Annotated in this window: 21 protein-coding genes, 1 tRNA gene and 1 pseudogene; 13 read left to right on the top strand and 10 right to left on the bottom strand. The window is 35.7% G+C overall.

The window, feature by feature from the left end; genetic code table 11:
• Positions 1–41: 41 nt before the first annotated feature.
• Positions 42–1,457, bottom strand: a complete 1,416-nt coding sequence (locus AAGD99_RS06870; protein ID WP_341822962.1) for a lipase family protein — start codon at positions 1,455–1,457, stop codon at positions 42–44.
• Between the two features lie 337 nt (positions 1,458–1,794).
• Here AAGD99_RS06870 and AAGD99_RS06865 point away from each other — a divergent pair, with 337 nt between their 5' ends.
• From AAGD99_RS06865 to AAGD99_RS06850, 4 genes are all read left to right on the top strand, one after another.
• On the top strand, positions 1,795–3,771 hold the full coding sequence (locus AAGD99_RS06865) for a porin (RefSeq protein ID WP_341822961.1): 1,977 nt from the start codon (positions 1,795–1,797) through the stop codon (positions 3,769–3,771).
• Positions 3,772–3,898: 127 nt separating this feature from the next.
• The gene (locus AAGD99_RS06860) at positions 3,899–4,189 is read left to right on the top strand and encodes a GIY-YIG nuclease family protein (protein ID WP_253309591.1); all 291 of its coding nucleotides are present in this window, start codon (positions 3,899–3,901) and stop codon (positions 4,187–4,189) included.
• Between the two features lie 195 nt (positions 4,190–4,384).
• Positions 4,385–5,191: a DUF2163 domain-containing protein gene (locus AAGD99_RS06855; protein WP_264731267.1), complete on the top strand. Its 807-nt coding sequence runs from the start codon at positions 4,385–4,387 to the stop codon at positions 5,189–5,191.
• Between the two features lie 31 nt (positions 5,192–5,222).
• Positions 5,223–5,309 (top strand) — tRNA-Ser (locus AAGD99_RS06850).
• Positions 5,310–5,426: 117 nt separating this feature from the next.
• On the opposite strand, the gene AAGD99_RS06845 is transcribed toward AAGD99_RS06850, so the two are convergent.
• Complete coding sequence (locus tag AAGD99_RS06845; RefSeq protein ID WP_341822960.1) at positions 5,427–6,473, bottom strand: class I SAM-dependent methyltransferase; 1,047 nt, start codon at positions 6,471–6,473, stop codon at positions 5,427–5,429.
• Positions 6,474–6,574: 101 nt separating this feature from the next.
• Here AAGD99_RS06845 and AAGD99_RS06840 point away from each other — a divergent pair, with 101 nt between their 5' ends.
• Both AAGD99_RS06840 and AAGD99_RS06835 read left to right on the top strand, forming a co-directional pair.
• Positions 6,575–6,946 carry a hypothetical protein gene (locus AAGD99_RS06840; protein ID WP_406828681.1) on the top strand — a complete coding sequence of 124 codons (372 nt, stop codon included), beginning with the start codon at positions 6,575–6,577 and terminating at the stop codon, positions 6,944–6,946.
• Complete coding sequence (locus tag AAGD99_RS06835; RefSeq protein ID WP_007549418.1) at positions 6,947–7,231, top strand: DUF2610 domain-containing protein; 285 nt, start codon at positions 6,947–6,949, stop codon at positions 7,229–7,231.
• A 6-nt stretch (positions 7,232–7,237) separates the two neighbouring features.
• Here the strand turns inward: AAGD99_RS06835 and dapD are convergent, their stop codons facing one another.
• Positions 7,238–8,068, bottom strand: coding sequence for a 2,3,4,5-tetrahydropyridine-2,6-dicarboxylate N-succinyltransferase (gene dapD, locus AAGD99_RS06830; protein ID WP_341822959.1), 831 nt, complete (start codon positions 8,066–8,068; stop codon positions 7,238–7,240).
• Positions 8,069–8,141: 73 nt separating this feature from the next.
• Between dapD and AAGD99_RS06825 the strand changes: the two genes are divergently transcribed.
• Positions 8,142–8,570, top strand: coding sequence for an MJ0042-type zinc finger domain-containing protein (locus AAGD99_RS06825; protein WP_341822958.1), 429 nt, complete (start codon positions 8,142–8,144; stop codon positions 8,568–8,570).
• Positions 8,571–8,687: 117 nt separating this feature from the next.
• Entirely contained in the window at positions 8,688–9,368 is a 681-nt protein-coding gene (gene rpe, locus AAGD99_RS06820) for a ribulose-phosphate 3-epimerase (RefSeq protein WP_341822957.1), read from the top strand.
• A 202-nt stretch (positions 9,369–9,570) separates the two neighbouring features.
• Here rpe and pnp read toward each other — a convergent pair whose 3' ends face one another.
• Genes pnp through truB form a run of 3 tightly spaced genes read right to left on the bottom strand, consistent with a single transcriptional unit; the run spans position 9,571 to position 13,082 of the window.
• The gene (gene pnp / locus AAGD99_RS06815) at positions 9,571–11,844 is read right to left on the bottom strand and encodes a polyribonucleotide nucleotidyltransferase (protein WP_264731278.1); all 2,274 of its coding nucleotides are present in this window, start codon (positions 11,842–11,844) and stop codon (positions 9,571–9,573) included.
• A 14-nt stretch (positions 11,845–11,858) separates the two neighbouring features.
• Positions 11,859–12,131: a 30S ribosomal protein S15 gene (gene rpsO / locus AAGD99_RS06810; protein ID WP_006279944.1), complete on the bottom strand. Its 273-nt coding sequence runs from the start codon at positions 12,129–12,131 to the stop codon at positions 11,859–11,861.
• Between the two features lie 12 nt (positions 12,132–12,143).
• On the bottom strand, positions 12,144–13,082 hold the full coding sequence (truB, locus tag AAGD99_RS06805) for a tRNA pseudouridine(55) synthase TruB (protein WP_264736017.1): 939 nt from the start codon (positions 13,080–13,082) through the stop codon (positions 12,144–12,146).
• A gap of 144 nt (positions 13,083–13,226) precedes the next feature.
• On the opposite strand from truB, the gene AAGD99_RS06800 reads away from it, so the two are divergent.
• Entirely contained in the window at positions 13,227–13,679 is a 453-nt protein-coding gene (locus AAGD99_RS06800; RefSeq protein WP_341822956.1) for a collagen-like protein, read from the top strand.
• A gap of 63 nt (positions 13,680–13,742) precedes the next feature.
• Here AAGD99_RS06800 and ribD read toward each other — a convergent pair whose 3' ends face one another.
• Together ribD and AAGD99_RS06790 are read right to left on the bottom strand one after the other, a co-directional pair.
• On the bottom strand, positions 13,743–14,993 hold the full coding sequence (gene ribD / locus AAGD99_RS06795; protein WP_341822955.1) for a bifunctional diaminohydroxyphosphoribosylaminopyrimidine deaminase/5-amino-6-(5-phosphoribosylamino)uracil reductase RibD: 1,251 nt from the start codon (positions 14,991–14,993) through the stop codon (positions 13,743–13,745).
• Entirely contained in the window at positions 14,993–16,174 is a 1,182-nt protein-coding gene (locus AAGD99_RS06790) for a deoxyguanosinetriphosphate triphosphohydrolase (RefSeq protein ID WP_341822954.1), read from the bottom strand. The genes ribD and AAGD99_RS06790 overlap by 1 nt, the downstream gene beginning before the upstream one ends.
• A gap of 47 nt (positions 16,175–16,221) precedes the next feature.
• Here AAGD99_RS06790 and AAGD99_RS06785 point away from each other — a divergent pair, with 47 nt between their 5' ends.
• The gene (locus AAGD99_RS06785) at positions 16,222–16,683 is read left to right on the top strand and encodes a heme biosynthesis protein HemY (RefSeq protein WP_341822953.1); all 462 of its coding nucleotides are present in this window, start codon (positions 16,222–16,224) and stop codon (positions 16,681–16,683) included.
• Positions 16,684–16,722: 39 nt separating this feature from the next.
• Positions 16,723–17,397 carry an ABC transporter ATP-binding protein gene (locus tag AAGD99_RS06780; RefSeq protein ID WP_341822952.1) on the top strand — a complete coding sequence of 225 codons (675 nt, stop codon included), beginning with the start codon at positions 16,723–16,725 and terminating at the stop codon, positions 17,395–17,397.
• A gap of 246 nt (positions 17,398–17,643) precedes the next feature.
• On the opposite strand, the gene AAGD99_RS06770 is transcribed toward AAGD99_RS06780, so the two are convergent.
• Complete coding sequence (locus AAGD99_RS06770) at positions 17,644–18,342, bottom strand: alpha/beta hydrolase (RefSeq protein ID WP_341822951.1); 699 nt, start codon at positions 18,340–18,342, stop codon at positions 17,644–17,646.
• A 155-nt stretch (positions 18,343–18,497) separates the two neighbouring features.
• On the opposite strand from AAGD99_RS06770, the gene AAGD99_RS06765 reads away from it, so the two are divergent.
• Together AAGD99_RS06765 and AAGD99_RS06760 are read left to right on the top strand one after the other, a co-directional pair.
• A complete protein-coding gene (locus AAGD99_RS06765) occupies positions 18,498–19,634 on the top strand; it encodes a cysteine desulfurase family protein (protein WP_264736021.1) in 1,137 nt (378 codons plus the stop codon).
• A 697-nt stretch (positions 19,635–20,331) separates the two neighbouring features.
• Positions 20,332–20,623: pseudogene (locus AAGD99_RS06760) on the top strand (IS4 family transposase); the annotation flags it as partial.
• 81 nt (positions 20,624–20,704) lie between these two features.
• Here the strand turns inward: AAGD99_RS06760 and fumC are convergent.
• Positions 20,705–22,099, bottom strand: coding sequence for a class II fumarate hydratase (fumC, locus tag AAGD99_RS06755; protein WP_341822950.1), 1,395 nt, complete (start codon positions 22,097–22,099; stop codon positions 20,705–20,707).
• Positions 22,100–22,287 lie beyond the last annotated feature (188 nt).

The raw sequence follows: 22,287 nt of genomic DNA, 5'->3' as shown, positions 1-22,287 counted from the left end.
AGATGTTATGGAGCAATCTAATAATTGCTCCATAGTAATAGTTATAAACTCCTTGCAGTAGACAAGTAATTCTCATATGCTATCTTGCTTTGCACAACTTCTACTTGTTCAATCTGAATAGATGAGGAATTTTCATGTGCTATCTGCTCAACTTCTACTTGTTCAACCTGAGAAGAATTTTTTAATTTATTATCTTGATATTCCTTTTTTACTTCCTCAAAAAAATTTGTTCCACCGAGAATATAACTTCCTAATTTTGCAGCATAATGTTGAGCATTACCTAAAACTGCAGAGTTAATTCGATTTAATATCCTAACAGGATAGTAAAAGAGAGATACGTTATTATTTGATCGAAAATCACTTTCATCCATCCTATAAACGGCCTCATGATAACCATCTATTCCATGCAAATAACTTACTAGACTAGAATATCTTTCTGGTGTCGATACTCTTAATTGTGCACCTACGTGAGCATAACCAAACGAACCAGGGCACAATGCTGGCACTGGATCTCGCTGATGGTGAGTGACCCTTATGGTTTTTTCCTGAAGAGCGTCATTATAAATTTCACTGGCAGTCAGGTCAAAAACCCTTGGATCAGCAAAAGTTGCAACATGAACATCTTCAGCGCCTTCTGTTTTGTTGAGGCATAAAGCAGCTATCTTAGCAATAGCTCCTCCCATACTGTGACCTGTGAGATTGATTTTAAAATCTTTGATTTCTGATCCTTGTTTTTCAGCATGAGATTTCAAAATGCCATAAAGATTAGGCCATGAATCTGTAAATGAATTATAAAAACCACGATGAATTCTTCCACCGTCAGGTAAAAGTTCTGAAGTAGTAAAAGATGCATTTAGATCAGTGATTGCATCATTTAAGCCACGAGTACCGTGGTAAGCTATTGTTATTTCTTCACCTTTTATGAAAACATACCCAGCATCTTCTTCGAAACTATTACCAAATGGAATGATTTTATAACCTTCGCTAAAAAGTTCAGCTCTAGTTTTATACATTTTTTTAAATTCAAAAATAATATCCTCAGAAGGATTAGTTTCTTTGTGCATTCTTCCATCTGCTTCAATAGCTATGAAATCTTCCTCACTTACATTTTTACAAGTTAATATATGATGTTTTTTTTCATCTAACTTATCGTCACTATCACCATAGCTTATTTTACAGAAATTACTCATTTCCAATAATTTCTCCTTATCAAACCCTGCAATTTCTGCGATACTTTCATCTATCTGGTAAGCAGAAGGTAAAGAATGTGGTTCATTTGGATCAGCAGGATTTATAAATTCATAATCTTCAATGATCTCAAACTCATCATCCACCTTATATTTGCCGTTATCTGCTAAGATGGAGCTTGATTGTTCAACATCACCTAATTGTGAATCTATACTACTTGCACTAGTACCTGTGGTGCTAAACCAATTGCGTAAAAAACTAAAATCCATAACTACCTCAATCTACTATCAGCTAAACAATTTATTTAACTATAATGTAGATTGATATTATTGTCAATAGTATTTTCTATAATCTTTCTATTGCTAGAATAAAAAAATTTTACTTCCATAGAATAAATAGTAGAGTTATAATGCACCAGCAAGCAAAAAATATTAACCTTTGTGCTAAATTTTGGTTAATATAAACGTTAGGCATATTAAAAAAGTTGTTTTTAAGGTGTTGCACTTTACTTTTGTTTTCGCTATAAGATTGCTTTAAGTTGAATTTTCAACATTTTTATATATTTACATTTAAGACAATGATTTCGAAATTTTTTGGGGGCACTTCATGAAAAAATCTATTTATACTAGAACTGCTCTAGTTTCTTTATTAACTTTATGTTCTTTCAGCAGTTTTGCAGCTGACTTTCCTGATGAGAGTATGAAGGAAATAAAAAAGCAAGAGAGCACAAAAACTTCTGGAAAAACAGAAGTTATGAAAACATCAAATAAAAAACTGAAAGAAAAGATGGACAGAATATGTAATGCTGATCCAAGAAAAAAAGCTGAAGAGCTTAAGAAAAAAGAGGAGATCAGGCTAGCAAATGAGAAAAAAGCAAAGCTTATAGAGGATTCAAAAGCGAAAGCTCTAAATGCTAAGAATTCTAATATAGAAAAAGGTAAAGTTTCAAAAACTAAGGCTTCTAAAACTAAGAATGCTAAAATTAAAGCTAAAGATGTAAAGAAGGATGTAAAAATTGTTAACAAAAATACAGAGGAAAAAGGTAAGGCAAGTCCTGTTGTTTCAGTTGGTGGAGTTGATATTATCGACACCAACCAAGGAAAAGATGGCTTAAGAATAACTTTTGGTGGTGTTGTTGATGCTCAAAGCTATGGCAAAGCAGGGCCAAGTGGTGAAGAGTATAAACGTTACAACGTTATGCCAAACAGATCTATAGAGTATTATACTGCCCCTCAGGATAGGATACAAGGAGCAAATCCCGTATTCCCTAGTGGAATAGGAAATATTGGTGATTACAGCAACGATATGGGTATGACTGCTGATACGATATTACACCTCAGAGCAGAAAATAAAAATGAAGATTTAGGTCTTCTTTATGGTGCTGACGTGCAATTTCACGTCCCAGTTACAGAAGGCAAAGGGGCTTCACAGGGTGTTTACGCTGCAAGGAGCAGGAGTGCACATGTATTTTTAAATTCAAAACATGGTGATCTAAAGCTTGGTTATCAATTTGGTCCTGAGGCTCTGATGAGACTTGATGCAACAAGAATTGCAACTGTTGACGGAGCTGCAGATAGTGACTGGTTCAGAAAAGTGAACTTAGAAGGAAGCGCTGCGAGCTTTCCATTTTATGTAACACCACGTCTTTACACTGAAAGTTTTTCGAGTGAAAGTGAAAAATTCTCTTTCCGCATGGCAGGGAAATACAACAAAGATGTTATGACTACACTGCCATTTAGAGTTGCTTACTACTCACCAAATTATATGGGCGCAAGATTTGGTATCAGCTACTCACCTCGTTATGATAGTAGCTTGTTTACTGTAAAAGAAACAGTTCCTTTCAAGGATAGTACAGATAATGATAAAATAAAACATAAGGAAGAGATAAAACATGTCGGTCCAGACTATGAGCACATAATAAGTGCTGGTGCATCATATGAATATGACTTTGATAAATATAAGGTGAAAGTTAAAACTTCTGCAGTTGGTGAGTATGGTCAAGCGAAAAAACCAAGTAAAGATAAGCATCTTTATAAGGAATTTGTAGAGTACAATGACCTTATGGGTGTTAATTTGGGTGTAAGCGCTGATTATAAGATTAATGAAGACCAAGGCGTAAAATTTGCCGCTTCTTTTGCATATTTGGGTAAATCTGGTCAACCAAAAGGTATTGAAATACTGACAAAAGATGCTAATAATAAAATTGAAAAATATGAACTGCTTCCTGATGCTAACAAAAGAATGGAAGGGCTGAAAGCTCAATTTGGTGAAGATAGTATGGACACCATGTATTGGACTGTAGGAGCTGGCTATCAATATGAGAATATCTACACAAGTTTGACGTACTTTGGTAGCAGAATGAATGATGGAGATATGCTTCATGATGGTGCACTTGGCGTTCAATATGATCTTTCTCCTGCTTGCAGTAAGAGCAAATTTGTTCCTTACGCAGCTCTCCATTATTTTATGACTAACGAGAAACAAAACGCAAATCATAAGATTACAAAAGCAGGTAGTACCACAGAAGAGGCACCTTCTAACCAAGGAATTCTCCTTCTTACTGGTGTGAAGTTTTCTTTCTAACCAGCTAGTACACACCACAATTTAATGTGGTGTGTATCTTATTTGTTAGTGTTTATTTGTCAATCAAATAAACATATAGTGTCCTCTCTCCTGTCATCCCAGTGCGTGACACTGGGATCTAAGTTATATGCAAAATTATTACGTTTACATACTTGCAAGCAAGAATAATCGAACTTTATATACAGGTATAACATCAAATCTGATTAAACGAATCTGGGAACATAAGAGTAAAGTTATTTCTGGCTTTACATCAAAATACAATGTACATAAATTAGTTCATTTTGAAGAATTTCAAGATATAAATTCAGCTCTTAATAGAGAAAGACTGTTAAAAAGTTGGAAAAGAAAATGGAAGACTGATTTGATCGAAAAAGAAAATCCAAATTGGGTAGATTTATATGATAACATAGTCAGGTAAAATTAGATCCCAGTGTCACGCACTGGGATGACACCCTATGGTTACTGGGATGACACCCTATGGTTACTGGAATGACACCCTATGGTTACTGGAATGACACTCTATAGCTACTCAGATGACGGGAAAAGAACACACTGGCTTATCTACTAGCCGTATAGCTACTTTCAAATTCAATCAATTAAACAGGAGGCCCCTATGCAAACCACACTAAAAAATCATTTAGCTGGAGAATTACTTACCACCGCTACGTGCTGGAAATTAAAGCTCGCAGGTGGAGAAGTAATGGGATTCACTGACTATGATGAAGATTTAAATATTAATAATATACTCTATAAATCTTCAAGTGGATTTACAGCCAGTAGTATAATATTAAACAGCGATTTAAAAACTGATAATCTAGAAATTGAAGGGATATTAAATAGTGGTGATATTAAAGAAGAAGATGTTTTATCAGGAAAGTACGACTTTGCAAATATTGAAATATTTCTTGTGAATTATAAAGACTTGACCCAGGGAACAATGAATCTACATTCAGGAACTTTTGGTAAAGTGACATTAAGTAGTGGAAGATTTATTGTTGAAATTAGAGGGCTCTCAGCAAAGCTTGAGAGAAGCATAGCAGAATTATACTCTCCTGCATGCAGAGCACAATTTTGCGATGATAAATGCAAAGCCGATACTAAAAAATTTAGTAAAATAAGTACAATCACTAAAGTAATAGACGAAAGAAGATTTGAAGACACGAATTTAACTGAGAGTGATGAATATTATAAGCACGGAGTAGTGAAATTCTTTGGCTCAACAGCATTTGAAGGTATAGTAAAAGAATATAAAAATAAAGTAGTTACATTGTTTACTTCGCCTTCATACCAAATTTTTGCTGGAGATAAATATTCAATACTCGCAGGTTGCGATAAAACATTTCCAACTTGCAGAAGCAAGTTTAACAATACTGTAAATTTTCGTGGTGAACCCTATATACCAGGTTTTTATATTGTTTAGCAGCACAATTTTCAATATTATGAATATGCATGGAAAGGTGGCTGAGTGGTCTAAAGCACACGCTTGGAAAGCGTGCACATATGAAAATATGTCGGGGGTTCGAATCCCCCCTTTTCCGCATATTACTTCTAGAATAGTATAAAACCCGCTATGTCAGCCTCCTTTTACCCCACTTAGGTATGTACCAATATACCTAATTTTGTTACAACATTCCCAATAACATAAATTATTTTAGCTATGCTATCAATAGCATTGCTTTAAAAAGAGTGCCCATATTTTCAGTCAACCTTAAGAATTCACTAAAGATCCTATTCTTTTGTTCATCACTTGCGCTTTTCATTAAAGCCTGGGTTCTTTCTTTTATGCCAAAAAGATACAAAAATTCTCTTTGAGTTAAAATCTCGCAATCTACGTGTTTTAATGAATCTTTTAATGCTTGAAAGTTCACAAGTGCAGTAATATCACTATTACCAACATTCTCAAGAAAATTAGCATACTTATGTTGTTTTATCGATTGCAAAGTGCTCTTATATGCGGGGTATACATAACCGTAATCTATAATCAAAGCAGCTCCTTTATTATTATGTATCTTCTTCTCAAGTTTTTTTAATATTTCAACCCCAGTTGAACATATTTCCACCACTGCACCATCGAAACCCCCTGTCATGCAAGTAGCTGACACTGGAATCCATGATTCTTTTTTTCTGGATGCCAGTGTCACGCACTGGCATGACACCAAGAGACTGCCATCATCTTGTTTTGTCACCATATTTTCATACCACCCCTCATCACGATATACAAACTGATCTATCGGAAGAGCGTCAAAGAACTCATTTGCTAAAAAAATGGTTGGTTGTTCTGGTAGGTTGTCAATATCTTTGTGCCAATTAACACCTAAGCCTTTTAATTTTTCCTTTTGTATCTTCCGTAAAGTAGGGCTTATTTCAACTAAGTGGATCAACATTGAATTAAAAAAGCTGCTGTATTTTTTAGTGACTCTTATTATATCGTGAATGAGTGTTCCTTTGCCTGGCCCAAGTTCAACTAGAGAAAATTTTGATGGCTTTCCTAATTTTTCCCATGTATGCATTATCCAAACTGCAATTACTTCACCAAATAATTGGCTGATCTCAGGTGCAGTAGTAAAATCACCATCCTTACCAAGTGGTAATCTACTCGTATAATAGCCGTATTTTTCATGGTACAAAACGGCATTCATGAAATCACTGATGGATATTGATCCTTGACTTTTGTCAATTAATTCGTGTATATAAGTGAGCATGTTATTAATAAATGTTTAACTATAGCGTACCATAATATAAAATAGTAGAGTATTTATATATATAGTATAAACTTAAGTTTGTGAGTAATAGTGCTTCAGTTATGGACGACAAAAACACCGATTATGTTGCCCTTATACCTCAAGATGATAGTATTGAATACAAATTTGAAGAAGCTGTCAATTTTATAGAAAACAAGGTTATAAATGCTGATGGACTAACTTTAGCGGAAGTGTTTCAAGTGCTAGTTCAAATGCTAGATGGTGATCTAGCATTGGTAAAAAAAGTACTAGCATATGCTAATATTATGGCAAAGCATGGAATGAAGGTAGCAAAAGAGTCGCAATTAAGCAGAGCTGATGTTCGCCGAGCTTTGAAAGGTAAAGAAAGTGTTGTCAATAGACAAGATTTTATAAAGAAACCACCTCTTCCACCTGCTATAAAATCGACCAAAAAGAAAAGTAGAGGTCTTTAGATGGCTGAATCTATAAAAAAATTTACTGTACAATGTGACTTCAAAGGACAAAGTTCACCTTTTGCAATATATATAGGAAATCCAAAAAGTGATGCTCATCCAATTCATCATCAAGATTCCTGGCTTGTAAAAGAACGTGGAGGGAATATCCCTAATAAAGTAAAAGAAAGTCTACAAAAATTATATAAACTATCTCAAGAAAATGGAGTCTCTTTCTCAGAGTTATGTGCGTATGCCATTACTGTGGTTAGTAATAATGATAAAAAAAGTGACGACAAGCAGTGAGATAGTTTAATCCCTCAATATTTCATTTATAGAGGTTTTCGATCTCGTCTTTTCATCCACTTTTTTTACTATAACTGCACAATAGGTTGAAATGTTATTTTTAGATGGAATAGACCCTGGTACCACTACAGAATAAGGTGGCACTTCGCCATAAAATACCTCGCTAGTTTCTCTATCAATAATCTTTGTTGATGCTCCAATAAACACACCCATGCCAAGGACTGATCCTTCTCTCACTACCACACCCTCGGCTACCTCGCTACGTGCTCCAATAAAGCAATTATCTTCTATAATGACAGGTGAAGCTTGAATAGGCTCAAGGACTCCACCTATTCCCACTCCACCGGAAATATGGCAGTTTTTTCCTATTTGCGCACAGCTACCAATCGTTGACCAGATATCTATCATTGTTCCTGAATCAACATATGCACCAACGTTGATAAAACTTGGCATTAGAACAACATTTGTACCTATATAAGCAGATCGGCGGACAAAACACCCAGGAACTGCTCTAATTTTTAACTGGCGAAATTTCTCCTCATTCCATTCACTAAATTTGTTACCGATCTTGTCAAACCAGCAATTGGTATTGTCTATTATTTTGTTTTCTTCAGTGAGAAAATGTAATAATATTGCCTGCTTTATCCACTTATGTACTACCCATTCTCCACTTGATAGCTTTTCTGCTACTCTAATTTTGCCACTATCAAGGAGCTCAATTACCTCTTTAATTGCTATTCTTGCTGTTTCCTTTAGGTTACAGTTATTAAATTTTTCTCTATTTTTCCAAATATTTTCTATCTCACTTTGTGTTTTTTTTAGTTGCAAACCTTCCATTTGTTATATATATTAATATTAAATTTATAGCTCTGTATCATTTGAGCTTGTTACCACTTTATATGTAAGTGCTATGAAAATACAATGTAATAGTTGTACTAAAACTTACTTAGTATCTTCTGAGCAAATTGGTGCATTTGGAAGAAAGGTAAAGTGTATGAACTGCAATCATATATGGCATGAACATCTAGAAGAAGCGTCAAACAAATCGCACTCTGCTAATATACAGGAAAAAAAAATTAGTGGAAGGAATTTTTTACAAAATCTAGCATTTACCACTCTAGCTTTTGCAACAGCTACAGGGTTATGCGTCGTAATTGCTAATGGCATCTTTCCTAGAGAGATGAACAAAGCATACAAAACGATCAGTTCATACAAGGATTCAATAAGCTATAAATTAGGGTACAAAAAAGAACAAACAGAAAATCCAAATGTAAAAAAACTTGTTGTAAATAAGTTTTATCAAGACTACCTTTTTTTATCTAATTTAAGATCTAGTTAAATAGGCATAAACCATCGCCGATATCGGTATCCAGTTCCTATAGCTACTCAGATGATGCAAATAGTATTAGGGTGACAGAGTCTTAAAAATAAGTTATTTTTTAGTAAAAAACAGCTCATGAGTATTAAAATTGCACCTTCTATACTTTCAGCAGACTTTGCAAAATTAGGAGAAGAAGTAAGAAAAATTAGCGATTTAGGTGTAGATTACATACACATAGACGTTATGGATGGGAATTTCGTTCCAAATATTACAATTGGTCCTAGCGTTGTCTCTGCAATACGTAAATATAGCAATCTTCCTTTTGATGTGCATTTAATGGTCAAATCTCCTGGTAACCACATTGAAAGCTTTATAAATGCTGGTGCTGATATTATCACTGTACATGCAGAAGCAGAGATACACCTTGAGAGGTTGATAAGAAAGATAAAGTCATACAAAAATGTAAACGACGCAAAAAAAACGATTCAAGCTGGAGTCTCAATTGTTCCTTCAACTTCCCCAAGTGTGCTTGAATACATAATACATGAGCTAGATATTGTGCTGATTATGACAGTCAACCCTGGCTTTGGAGGGCAGGAATTTATTCATTCACAGTTGAACAAGATATCTACTATAAAAAAAATGATACAGGAGCGTAATCTTAAAACACAAATTTCAGTAGATGGTGGAATTAACTTTTCTAACGCAGCTGATATAATAAAAGCAGGTGCTGATATTTTAGTTGCGGGATCGGCGATATTCAAGGCTGAAGATATTAAGAAGGCCGTAAATGATCTTAAAAATCCATCGTGGTAATCCTATATAGCTAGTGCAGCCCTACGTCATACCGCGATTCATTCGCGGTATCTCAGCCGCTAACACGTAGCGGAATGTTGGCAAACCTAAGATCTTTAGCTAGTTAACACAAATTATTTCTATTATCTACCAATTTGAAAAAGTCTCTGGTCCAAGTAGTCAAGCTACTTGGATGACAAGAGGTAACGCAAGAAGTTTACTTTTAATAAAAGCCTGATGATGAATCATTATTACCAAATTTCGGCTTATTTCTGTTGCTGAAACCAGAACGAGGACGAGAAGGCTTCTTATGGTAACTTCCTCCAGGTTTTCTATTAAATGAATTATTGTAATAATTATCCCTGTCATTTGGACCATCTTTCCTTTCCTCGTTGTAAAGCTCACCTTCAAAAAACTCTCCCGTCTCTTGATCAACTCGACGTCTTGACAACTTTGGACATCCACCTTTTTCGAAGTCAATTACTAGTGCTTTGAAAGTATCATCTTGTTTAAGTATGCTCTCTATAGAATCTATGTGTTCATTAGCTACTTCACTTATGTGCATTTTTCCTTTTCTGCCATTAAGAAATTCAAGCTCTACAATAGACTTCTCTATTTTTACAACTTTGACATCAACTATAGAACCTTGTTCTAGTTCTGTTATTGAATCAATCATCATACTCTTTGCAATTTCAGCTTCAGTGCCACTCGTGGCAAAAACAGAAACTTTACCATCATCTCCTATTTCAATTTTTGCATTACTTCTTTCACACACACTGCGTATATTTTTTCCTTTAGCACCAATAGCTGCAGAAATTTTGTCTTTATCTATGTAAAATGATAACATCCTTGGTGCATGGTCTTTGACGTCATCACTGTGTTCTGAAATCACTGCATTCATTTTTTCTAAAATATGTAATCTTCCAGCTTTTGCCTGTTCTAAAGATTTTTCAACAATTTCAAAGCTTATACCAGAAATTTTCATATCCATTTGTAGTGCCGTAACCCCTTCACTAGTTCCTGCTACTTTAAAGTCCATATCACCAAGATAATCTTCATCACCCAATATATCGGAAAGTATCACATACTCGTCTTTATCTTTAATAAGGCCCATAGCAACTCCAGCAACAGGGGCCTTTATTGGCACACCCGTATCCATTAAAGCAAGAGAAGTCCCACAAACTGTTGCCATAGAAGAAGAACCATCAGACTCCAAAATTTCGGATACTACTCTTATTGTATAAGGAAATTCAGATTTATCGGGTAAAACAGGATGAATTGCTTTCCAAGCAAGTTTGCCATGACCGATTTCTCTTCTTCCTGGTGCACGTGCAGCAGAAGTTTCTCCAACAGCAAATGAGGGAAAGTTATAATGCAACATGAAATGCTCACGTCTATCCCCTTCAATATCATCCACAATTTGCTCATCTTGAGTAGTACCAAGAGCAGTAACAACCAATGCCTGAGTGTTGCCTCTTGTAAACAGCGCAGAACCGTGAGTTCTGGACAGAATATCAACTTCAACTTCTATCTGACGTATCTCATCATGCTTACGACCGTCTATCCTTACACCTTTCTTCCTAATTATTTCACGTACTAAAGATCTTTCAAAGTTTTTTACTGCATACGTAATTAACTTTTCATCTTTTCCAGTCTCTTTAAGAGTATTCAATATATTCTCTCTGACCGCTTCTAGAGCTTGAACTCGCTCTTGTTTTACTGTTTGCGAATATGCTTTTTCAAAATCTTTACCGTATTTTTCGAGCTCTTGTGTTATATCTGATGTATCAACAGGAGCAAAGCTTTCAGGCTTATTGCCAACTGTATCAGCAAACTCTTTTATGAGCTTAATGACAGGTTTAAGGTGTTCATGGCCAAATTTTATTGCATTAAAAACATTTTCTTCAGAGAGCTCTTTCACTTCTGACTCAACCATTAAAATCGAATTTTCATCACCAGACAAAAACAGATCCAAGCTGCTTGCTTTCATCTCTTGAACAGAAGGGTTGAGTATATAGTTATTATTTTCATCACAACCAACTATCACTCCAGCTATAGTAAAGTGAAAAGGAACACCAGAAACCGCAAGAGCTGCAACAGCACCAATCAATGCTGGCACTTCAGGAGGATTGACTGTATCATAAGTTAATAGATTACACACCACACTAATTTCATCATGAAATCCTTCTGGAAAGAGTGGCCTTACACTCCTATCTATTACTCTTGAGATTAAAGTTTCTCTATCAGATGGCTTGCCTTCTCTTTTAAAAAAACCACCAGGGATCTTACCCATGGCATAGCTTTTTGCGATAAACTGCACATTTAAAGGTAGGAAATCAACGCTTTCTTCCTTCTTTTTACGTACAACAGTTACTAAAACAGAAGTATCACCGTAATTTACAACTACTGAACCATGAGCTTGGCGTGCTATTTTTCCTGTTTCTAAAGATAAGGCACGACCACCCCACTCTATAGATTTTTTTATAATTTTAAACATACTAAATTCCTCGATTATTTTCTAATGCCTAACTTCTCTATTAATTCCTGGTAGGCTTCATTACCAAATTTACGCTTTATATAATTTAAGTGCTTGCGTCTTCTACCTATCAATATAAGTAAACCACGCTTAGAGTGATGGTCATGCTTGTGCACTTTAAAATGCTCAGTTAAGTTACTGATCCTCTCGGTCAAAATTGCACATTGTACAAAAGATGAACCTGTATCATCCTCTTTAATCGCATATATATTTATCAAACTCTTTTTCTTTTCGGATGTTATCGACATCTAAACCTCATTTTAAATATTAAAAACACGAATAGGTTTCACACAACCATAAATAAAACTGCAGATTGCAATAGGTACACTACCCACTATCGTACAACAAATATCATAATTCTTTAAATTACGCAAGTTATTTAATACAACTTCCTGACCTTTTCTGATTTTCCCCGCATCTTCTGGGGAAATTTCAATTTTGAACATCGATTTTAAAGCCGATTCAATGGGAATGATGAAACTTTTTGCATTACTCCCTGTACCTTCTATTACTCCAGTATCACCTTTTGTTATCGGAGAGTAAGTTATTGTGTTTCTTTCAGCGAGCTGTTCAATTGTCACTGATTCGTTTTCTCTAAAGTCACCTACCATAGTTCTTCTTAATTTCGTAATGTGTCCAAAACAATTTAATGCAATGCCAAGATCCCGAGCAATTGATCTCACATATACACCACTACCGCACATCATAGAAAAATTTGCACTATTATTTATGGTGTCCACAGATATCAATTTCAGCTCATGTATTTTGACTTGTCGGGGTTTTATATTTACCTTTTGCCCACTTCTTGCCAATTTATACGCCCTTGCTCCTTTAATTTTTATTGCTGAAAATTGAGGAGGAGTCTGCTTGATCTCACCAATAAAATTTTTAATTGCACAATTTATTTGATTATATTCGGGTTTTATATCGCTAGTTCTAATGATATCACCACCCAAATCATCCGTTGTTCTTTGTTCGCCCCATTTTATTGTAAAATCGTATGCCTTTAAGTCACAAGATAAATACGGTATAGTTTTTGTTGCCTCGCCAAGAGCAATTGGCAACACACCTGAAGCTAAAGGATCAAGTGTTCCCAGATGACCAGCTTTTTTTATCCCAAAAATCCCTTTGACTCGGGCTACAGCCTGTGCAGAGCTAATTCCTATTAGTTTATTAAGATTCAGCCAGCCGTGTATCATACGTTTAATTATATACAACTGATAACAGTTTAGGAAGTAGCTTGAAATATATGTTTTAAATGATAATGTAAAAGATGGCTTGACAAACATGCATTATTAACACATACTTAATCTTTTTATTAGGCTTATTTTAAGGGAACTATTATGAATAAAGATCAAACTATATTGAAGTGGGAAAACACTGCACATATAACAAAAATGAGTATTGAAGGTACAGTTGCATTTGCATCTTTAGCGGGAGCAATAGCAGCAATATTAATTGCTACTAAAGTAATTGCTGGCCCTGCATCTTTAGCACTTGTTGCTAGCCCTGCTGGAATTGCAGTTCTATTTATTGCAGCTGTATATTTTGCCGCAGCAGCTTATGCTTCATATCAGCAAATGAATGCTACTAAAGGTGAGAAGGGTGAAAAAGGAGACAAAGGTGACAAGGGCGAGCAAGGAGACAAAGGTGACAAGGGCGAGCAAGGAGACAAAGGTGAAGAATTTTCTGACGAAGCTTTGAAAGGAAAAGTTGAAGGATTTATGCCTAATATCTTACAAAGTTCTACAATTACTGAACTACTTAATACGAAATACGTAGCTCAATCTAGCTAAATAGCACAAGAGGTAGAGCCATTTCTACCTCTTTTTTTCTTCTTTTATTTGAATACGTAAAGGTTACAATAATCTATCCCACATCTCAACTATATCCTTACTAAACTCTATTATTTCTGTTTTTTTGAACTGGTAACATTTGTTAATAGATTGAATTCCTAAATTCCCTATAAAGGGGATGGCATCATTACCTAAAATTTTACCACTACGGCAGATTATCAGCCTGTCGATTAAACTATGCTTCAGTAGCTCTGTGATTAACACTCCTCCACCTTCAACTAATAACCTTGTTATGCCAATTTCTGAAACAAGTTTTGATGCCATGTCTTTTAGGCAGACTTTATCGATAATGTCAGGCTCCGATGTCATTCCAGCGCGTGACGCTGGAATCCAGTTTTCATTATGCAATTGCTTGAAGTTTTCTGGATCCCAGTGTCTGGGCACTGGGATGACAGGAGAAGGCGTTAGAATGACAGGAGAGTGTGTTGGGGTGACATCTGGAATAACAGGAGGTTTGTGATTTGAATTGACTATCAAATAATTAATGTTTTTTATTTTTCTCTCTATTTCTCTGTTTGTAATCACCCAAGTTATTACTTTATCTGCAGTCTTTGCAATATTATGCTCTTCCTGCAATTTTTCCTGGCTATCTATAATTAGCCTTATTGGCGATCTACTTCCGAGTTCTGGTAATCTGCAAGTTAAGAGTGGATCGTCATTAATGAGGGTGTTGCTACCAATCATAATTGCATCATATTTTGCTCTGAGCTCATGCACCCAATTTCTCGTATCTTCACTTGTTATCCATTTGCTATCGCCTGTAAATGTTGCGATTTTTCCGTCAAGAGTTGTTGCAATTTTGCAAGCTATAAATGGTCTATGAAATTCTTTAGTGGTGAAAAAACCGACATTCAGTTCTTCTGCCTCTTTTTGCATAATACCTTGCTCAACTTCAATTCCTGCTTCTTTCAGAGCTTTAATGCCTCCACCTGAAACTCTGCTATCTGGGTCAATAGTTGCAATTACTACCCTTTTTATTCCAGCTCTTATGATTTCCGCAGTACATGGTCCTGTAACTCCAAAGTGGCAACATGGCTCGAGCGTGATATACATAGTTGCACCATGGGTTAAACCTTCTGCACTTTGCAAAGCAACCACTTCTGCATGTGGGCGCCCACCTACTCCTGTATATCCCTCACCAATGATTATACCATCTTTTACAATAACACACCCGACAGTAGGATTTGACGCAACATTCCCAAGATTTTTTTCTGCAAGCCTTAATGCAATTGACATGAAATGATCATCAGTCATTAGAAAGAAGTCATTTCATATGAAGTGTCGAATATTCTCCTGTGCTCATGTATAGCAAATCTATCTGTCATTCCCGAGATATAGTCGCATATTACTATTGAACGCTGGGATTCACAAGCAAGTTTGCTCCACTCTGTAGGAAGTAATCTTGGATTTTCATAAAAACATTGAAAAAGTTCCTGTATTATGCGTTTCGCTTTGTTCATCGTTCTACTCAGTTTATAGCTTCTGTATATTTTCTCCATGTTGAATCTTTTCATTTCTTTTGTAGCATTCGCAACTTCTGGTGAAAATGTGACTAGCATTTTATTTAGACTTCTTACGTCTTCTACGCTTTTTATTTTGTGATTTTCAATATTTCTTTCAGTCTGAGAAACAACATCACTTATCATAGTTCCTATAGTTCCACTCAGTGATTCATGTATGAGTTTGCTCTGAGGTAATTCTGAATATCTGCTCCTTATGTCTTTAAACATTTTTTCAATTAAAGGAACATTCAGCAAATCTTCGATGGTTACTAAATTTGCTCTGAGTGCATCATCAAGATCGTGAACACTGTAAGCAATATCATCGGCAATTGAAGCAACTTGCGCTTCAATGCTTGAAAATTCCTCAAGTTTTAGATCATATTTTTCATTATATTTTAATAACAGCTGATTATTTGTAGAAGACTCCGCGTTTTGACCAAGCAAGGGACCATTATGTTTTGCAACCCCTTCAATCACCTCCCAACTTAGATTCATACCATCAAAATCAGCATGTTTTTGTTCAAGATAAGTTAAAATCCTTATAGCTTGAACATTATGATCAAACTCATACTTCTCACTATCAACTTGAACTAGAGCATCCTCACCTGTGTGACCAAATGGGGGATGACCAAGGTCATGTGCAAGCGCTATGCATTCAGTGATGTCCTCATCTAAGCTGAGCCTGCGTGCGATGGATCTTGCAATTTGTGCAACTTCAAGGCTATGAGTCAGCCGAGTGCGATAGTAATCGTGCTCGTAATTGATAAAAACTTGTGTTTTGTACCCCAATTTCCTAAACGCATTAGAGTGAACAATGCGATCCCTATCACGCTGAAAGCAGCTGCGATTCTCATCTTCTGGCTCTTTGAAGTATCTCCCTTTTGTTTTGCTTGGAAAGCATGCATAACTTAATAGAAAATTATTGTTTGACATGTAAAATTTCTACTATAATAAATTATCAATAATAAACGGTGGTTACTATGTCAACAAATTACAACATCAACTTAACTGATAATGCACTAAAAAAAATCCACTTTCTTGCAGAGCAGGAAGGGGATAAGAGTTCCGTTTTGCGGGTTGCAGTTTCAGGCGGTGGATGTTCTGGCTTCAAATACAATTTTCTTATGGATCAAATGAATAAAAATCTATCTTTGGATGATGAAAATGATGATTACGATGATGAGTTTGATGACGAAGACGAAGATGATGACTATGAAGAAAGCGAGGACTATAGAAGCCACTCCAGTTTTAGCGAAAAAGGTAAAGATATAGTAATTAATGATGAAAATGGCAATCCTGTATTAATGGTTGATAATTGTTCAGCAAAATTTTTAAATAACTCAGTTATAGATTATACTGAGGATCTCAGTGGTTCTGGTTTTCAAATAAAGAATACCCTTGCTAAGTCTCAATGTGGTTGTGGTAACAGTTTTTCGGTTTAATTATTACCAAAATTTAGATGCCTTCTGGGTCTTTTAAACATGGGTGATAATGTAGCTCTAGAACTAACTTCTGTAGATAAAAGCTTCAAGGACAATTCTGCTGTTGTAAAAGACATCAACCTAAGTGTCACAAGAGGGCAAGTAGTAGCGCTGATTGGCAATTCAGGTGCAGGAAAAACAACTATATTGCAAATCGCAGGCTTGTTGGACAAGCCAACTTCAGGTATAGTTACGATAGATGGAATAAATTGCACACAAGCTAATAATAAGCATAAAACCCATGTAAGAAGAAATTTTCTTAGTTTTGTTTATCAATTTCACTATTTGTTACAAGAGTTATCGGTGTTGGAAAATATTATGCTTACTCAACTTATTGCAGGAAAAAGCAAAGCTGAAGCAAAAAAAAATTCGCAAGCAATGTTGGAAAAATTTGGTCTGGAAAACAAAGCAAGTAGCATGGTATCTGAAGTTTCGGGTGGGGAAAGGCAGAGAGTTGCAATTGCAAGAAGCATTGTAAATTCTCCAAAGCTTTTACTTGCAGATGAGCCAACAGGAAATTTAGATCCAACAAATTCTTTTAACGTGTTTTTACTGCTACATTCATACGTAAAGGAAAATAACAGCTCTATGCTTATAGTGACGCACAATCATCTCCTTGCAGAAAAGGCAGACTGCATTTTCCAATTGAGAGATCGATCATTAGTGAAGTTGTGAATAGGAAAAATAGCACAATTTAAAACTACCTATGCCTTATACTTATCTAACCAATGATCATTAACAGAGTACAACTCGCATGAAACGCTTTCATTGCTTTTTATACACGGACTTTTTAACTTACGCTGTTTACTTAGGGAACACCCCGATAACATAAACACAGCTAAAACAAAAAATAATAGCTTTTTAAACATAACAAAACCTTTTCATTTATATTACTACACTCATTTCTCTTGTTTGTAAAGGTTAGGCATATTCTTTTACCCTTACCTCTTTTTTGACCTTTTGAGAAGAAATAGTTGCACTGTTTAAGCGCAGTTTTATATAACCATCTACGATTTGAGTCACTTCCTCTTCTTTATCCCTTAGAAAGTGATTAGTATCGTCTATTATATGGTATTTCATGTGATCACTTTTTACTGAATTTATTAACCTTTTTGCTAATTCTGTTACATCGCTTTCTTCTGAGATTGTATCGTTACTGCTTTGTATTATAAGCCCAGAAACTGGACAGGGAGAAAGAAAAGAAAAATCGTACTTAGTTACCGGAAGAGAAAGAGCAATAAAACCCACTATCTCAGGGCGACGCATTGTTAGCTGCATAGCCACCCATGCTCCAAAAGAAAAACCAGCGATCCAAATTGGAACGTTGCTAGGATTATGTTCCTGAAGCCAATCAATAGCTACCGCAGCGTCAGTTAATTCTCCTATACCCTTATCAAAAGTTCCGGTAGATTTTCCCACACCACGAAAGTTAATTTTCAATGCAGAAAAATTGTTATCGATAAAAGACGTATATATACCATGTACAATTTTACTACCCATATTACCACCATATTGAGGGTGATGATGTAAAACCAGCACAACCGACACGTTGGCATCTTTGCTTTGGTGGTATTCACCTTCTATCTTTCTTGTTGCATTATTCAAAAAAACTTCTACCACGGTAACTCCTAATAAAAACCTGCTTGACAGGTATTGATGACATGAATTATTAATTATGTATTAATTTCGCTGTTTTTGCAATAAATTTTTTATCGTGTTAAAGCTAACGTACATAGTTATGGCTATAGTTGATGGTAAACTTATTTAAGTGACAGATGAGTCCATTCTCTTTAGAAAATAGTGGTTACGTATATGCTGATTACAATGCAACTGCTCCAATTAGTGAGAATGTAAAAAAAAGTATATTTGAGGTCTTATTAAAACAAACGCTCAATCCATCATCACTACATAAAAGAGGACAAGAAGCGAGGAAGATTCTTCAGGATGCAAGAGATAACATACGTGATGCTCTTGGTGTTCCAAGTGATAAAGAAATAGTTTTTACGTCTGGTGCGACTGAAGCGAATAACCTTGTTATGAGAGGAATAGCAGGCTATCTGCATGTAATTTCAGCTATAGAGCATCCTTCAATTCTTAATTCTGCATGTAATCCATATATAATACCCGTTAATCAGGAGGGCATTGTTGACTTTTTAGAGCTAGAAAAAATTCTAAGCGAACTTAAAGGAAACAAAGCAATAGTTTCAGTTATGATGGCAAATAACGAAACCGGAGTTATTCAGCCTGTTAAGGAAATAGCTGAAATAGCACACAAATTTGGAGCAATTTGCCACACTGACACTGCTCAAAGTGTTGGGAAAATTAAAGTTAATATGGAAGATTTAGGAGTGGATTTACTCACTTTATCCGCCCATAAATTTGGCGGTGTAGCAGGCAGTGGAGTTTTAATATTCAATAAAGAACTTGCGATAGAACCTATTATAATAGGTGGTGGACAAGAGAAGGGATTTCGTGGTGGTACGGAAAATATTGTTGCGATTGCAGGCCTTTCTGCTGCACTGCAAAATATTCCAGACCTTCTATCAAAAATGGATGAAGTAAAGGAGCTACGTGATCAATTAGAGTGTGAATTATTAAATCTTGCCAGTGATATAAGAATCTTCGGTAAAAACTCTAAGAGGCTGCCAAACACAAGTTTTATTTATATGCCAGAAGTAAAGAGTGATGTGCAGCTCATGCATTTTGACTTGAATCATATTGCAGTTAGTAATGGTTCTGCATGTTCTTCTGGAAAAGTTGAGCCTTCCCATGTTTTGCTTGCAATGGGGGCAACAAAAGAGCAAGCAGAGTGTTCAATTAGAATCAGTATAGGTCCAGAAACTAAACCACAAGACATAAAAAAAATAGTGGATTGTTGGTATAATATCTACAAGAAGAACACCTTGGTATAGATAATACGTGGTATCATGCAGGGAGCTATAAATTAGATGTAAAAACTTACTTGACACCCTTCGCCAGCCCCCTTATCATAACAGTGAAGCTATTTATTTATCTTCGCAATCTCTGCAGTGGATTAATGACAAAAAACTTAATGTATTTGGCGTAAATCATGCTTAATTTTTGCACTATGTGCACCTCATGTCTTTATAAAACTTCTAGGTTTCTACCTATATAAGCTGAAACGCGCTTATAAAGCGTTTAAGACAGTAAAAGACGTCAAATAGACAAGGGAGAATTTGAATACTAGCTACCCTAGGGTTTCTTTGCCTTTTTTTCCGCTCAGTAAATTTCTTAACGTTTATAATTTAGGTTAATCGCATTTAAAAGCGGCTGAATCGTAGCGTTTAGAATAAAAAACGCCAATATTTTGAAGTACATATAAATAACTAGTCACCAACGGGGCTTCTTTTGCCTTTTTTTTCGTTTGGTAAATTTCTTAATATTTATGGCTTAGGTTAGTTACAAATTAAGAGCAATATTCACGGAAATGGTGTCATTCCAGTGCTTGACACTGGGCACTTTAGACAATGTTACAAAAATAATATCATAGAATTCAATAGGATAATTCCTGGTGTACAGTCCCAGAGTGTGATGGTATGATAAAATATGAGAAAACAATACCATCAAAGGAGGAATTATGGGACCATACACCTAGAGGCTGTATTACAAGAATTTTGGGCGAACTTAGTTATGTGTAATATATTATCGCTTCATATGTGTGATGCACAAGGGCCTTGGAACCCAGATCAAATTACTGAGTATCGTTTAAATTTTTCAGTTTTGTTTGGTGTAATGAGCAGAAACTCTATCAAGTACTTATTGCACCAAAAAACTTTCAAGCCCTTTTTAAGCATGCGTGCTAAAGTTAAAATTCGACCAGGGCAGCCACAATAAGGTAGATAAGCCCAAACGCCATTATGTTTTTAGGAGAGTTTGCTAATGGAGGCTCTTAAGTTGACGCCATTGGCTGAACGGATACCTCTTAACTTGACGCGTATGGTTTATTTAACACTCCCAACGGTTACAAATAATTCACCATTTCTTCTGGTTTCACTATCCTTTCAAACTCCTCCTCAGTGAGCAGTTGAAGTTTTGCTGCTGCTTCTTTTAGAGTGATATTTTCTTTATAAGCAAGCTTCGCTATTTTTGCTGCATTGTCATACCCTATATGCGTATTTAATATAGTGACCAACATTAACGACTGATTCAGTAAATCTTTTATCCTCTCTTCATTTGCCTTAATACCAACTACACATTTTTCTGTAAAATTTAAACTTGCATCAGCTAAAAGTCTTATAGACTGCAAAACATTGTAAATTATCACTGGCTTAAACACATTCAATTCAAAATGACCGTTTGAACCACTAATGGTCACAGCAACATGATTTCCCATAACTTGAGTGCACACCATAGTTACTGCTTCACACTGAGTTGGATTCACTTTACCTGGCATAATTGAAGAACCAGGCTCATTTTCCGGTAACATTATTTCCCCAATTCCACATCTTGGACCAGAACCAAGCAACCTTATATCATTTGCAATTTTCATTAAACTGACTGCTACTGTATTGAGTGTTCCACTGAGCTCAACTAAAGCATCGTTTGCTGCTAGCGCTTCAAATTTATTGCCTGCTGAAGTAAATGGAAGATTAGTAATTTCTGCAACTTTGCTTGAAAAACCTTCAGCAAAACCCTTTTTAGTATTGAGTCCTGTGCCAACCGCAGTGCCACCTTGTGCAAGCTCGTATATACCACTTAAAGTTAATTTTACTCTCTCTATCCCCTTTTTAATCTGGGCTGCATAGCCAGAAAACTCCTGTCCCAGTGTTAGGGGCGTTGCATCTTGTAAGTGAGTACGTCCTACTTTTATTATATTTTTAAATTCCTGAACCTTATTATCCAGCACCTTATGCAATTTTTCAAGATTTGGAATAAGCAAGGAGTTTATTTGCTCTGCTGCTGCTATATGCATTGCTGTTGGAAAGGTGTCATTTGATGACTGACCATAATTCACATGGTCGTTTGGATGTATCGGAGATTTACTACCCAAATTACCACCTAAAATCTCTATTGCGCGATTGCTGATCACTTCATTCATATTCATATTAGTCTGCGTTCCGGATCCGGTTTGCCAAACAACAAGCGGAAATTCATTATTAAATTTGCCATCTATTACTTCCCTTGCGGCTGCGCAGATTGCGTCCCCTACCTTATTATCTATGCTACCCTGCTTCATGTTAACACGTGCTGCTGCAAGTTTTACTATTGCTAATGCTTTAATCAGAGGCTCTGGCATTTTTTCTGTGCCAATCTTAAAATTTTCTAAAGAACGTTGAGTCTGCGCTCCCCAGTAATGTTCACTTGGTACTTTTACTTCCCCTAAGCTGTCTGATTCTATTCTCGTTTTTCTATCCATATTTTCCTTCTTAGCGTCATGCAAACTGGTTCACTACATAATTTTTTCATGTCTACTTCTTGGTTAATTAAATCATACTAGATCCAAGTAGTCAAGTGTGACCTTACCCAGAAAAAGTAGAGAGAAAGTTAAGACGTTTTTGGAGTAAAATAAAACGTTTTTTCAAAATATGGCAAATAGTTTATTCT

Origin of the sequence: Wolbachia endosymbiont (group A) of Clivina fossor (assembly GCF_964026865.1) — a bacterium.
Classification (GTDB): Bacteria; Pseudomonadota; Alphaproteobacteria; order Rickettsiales; family Anaplasmataceae; genus Wolbachia.
The sequence above is the reverse complement of the archived record's forward strand: the minus strand, read 5'-3'. Positions and strand labels throughout refer to the sequence as shown.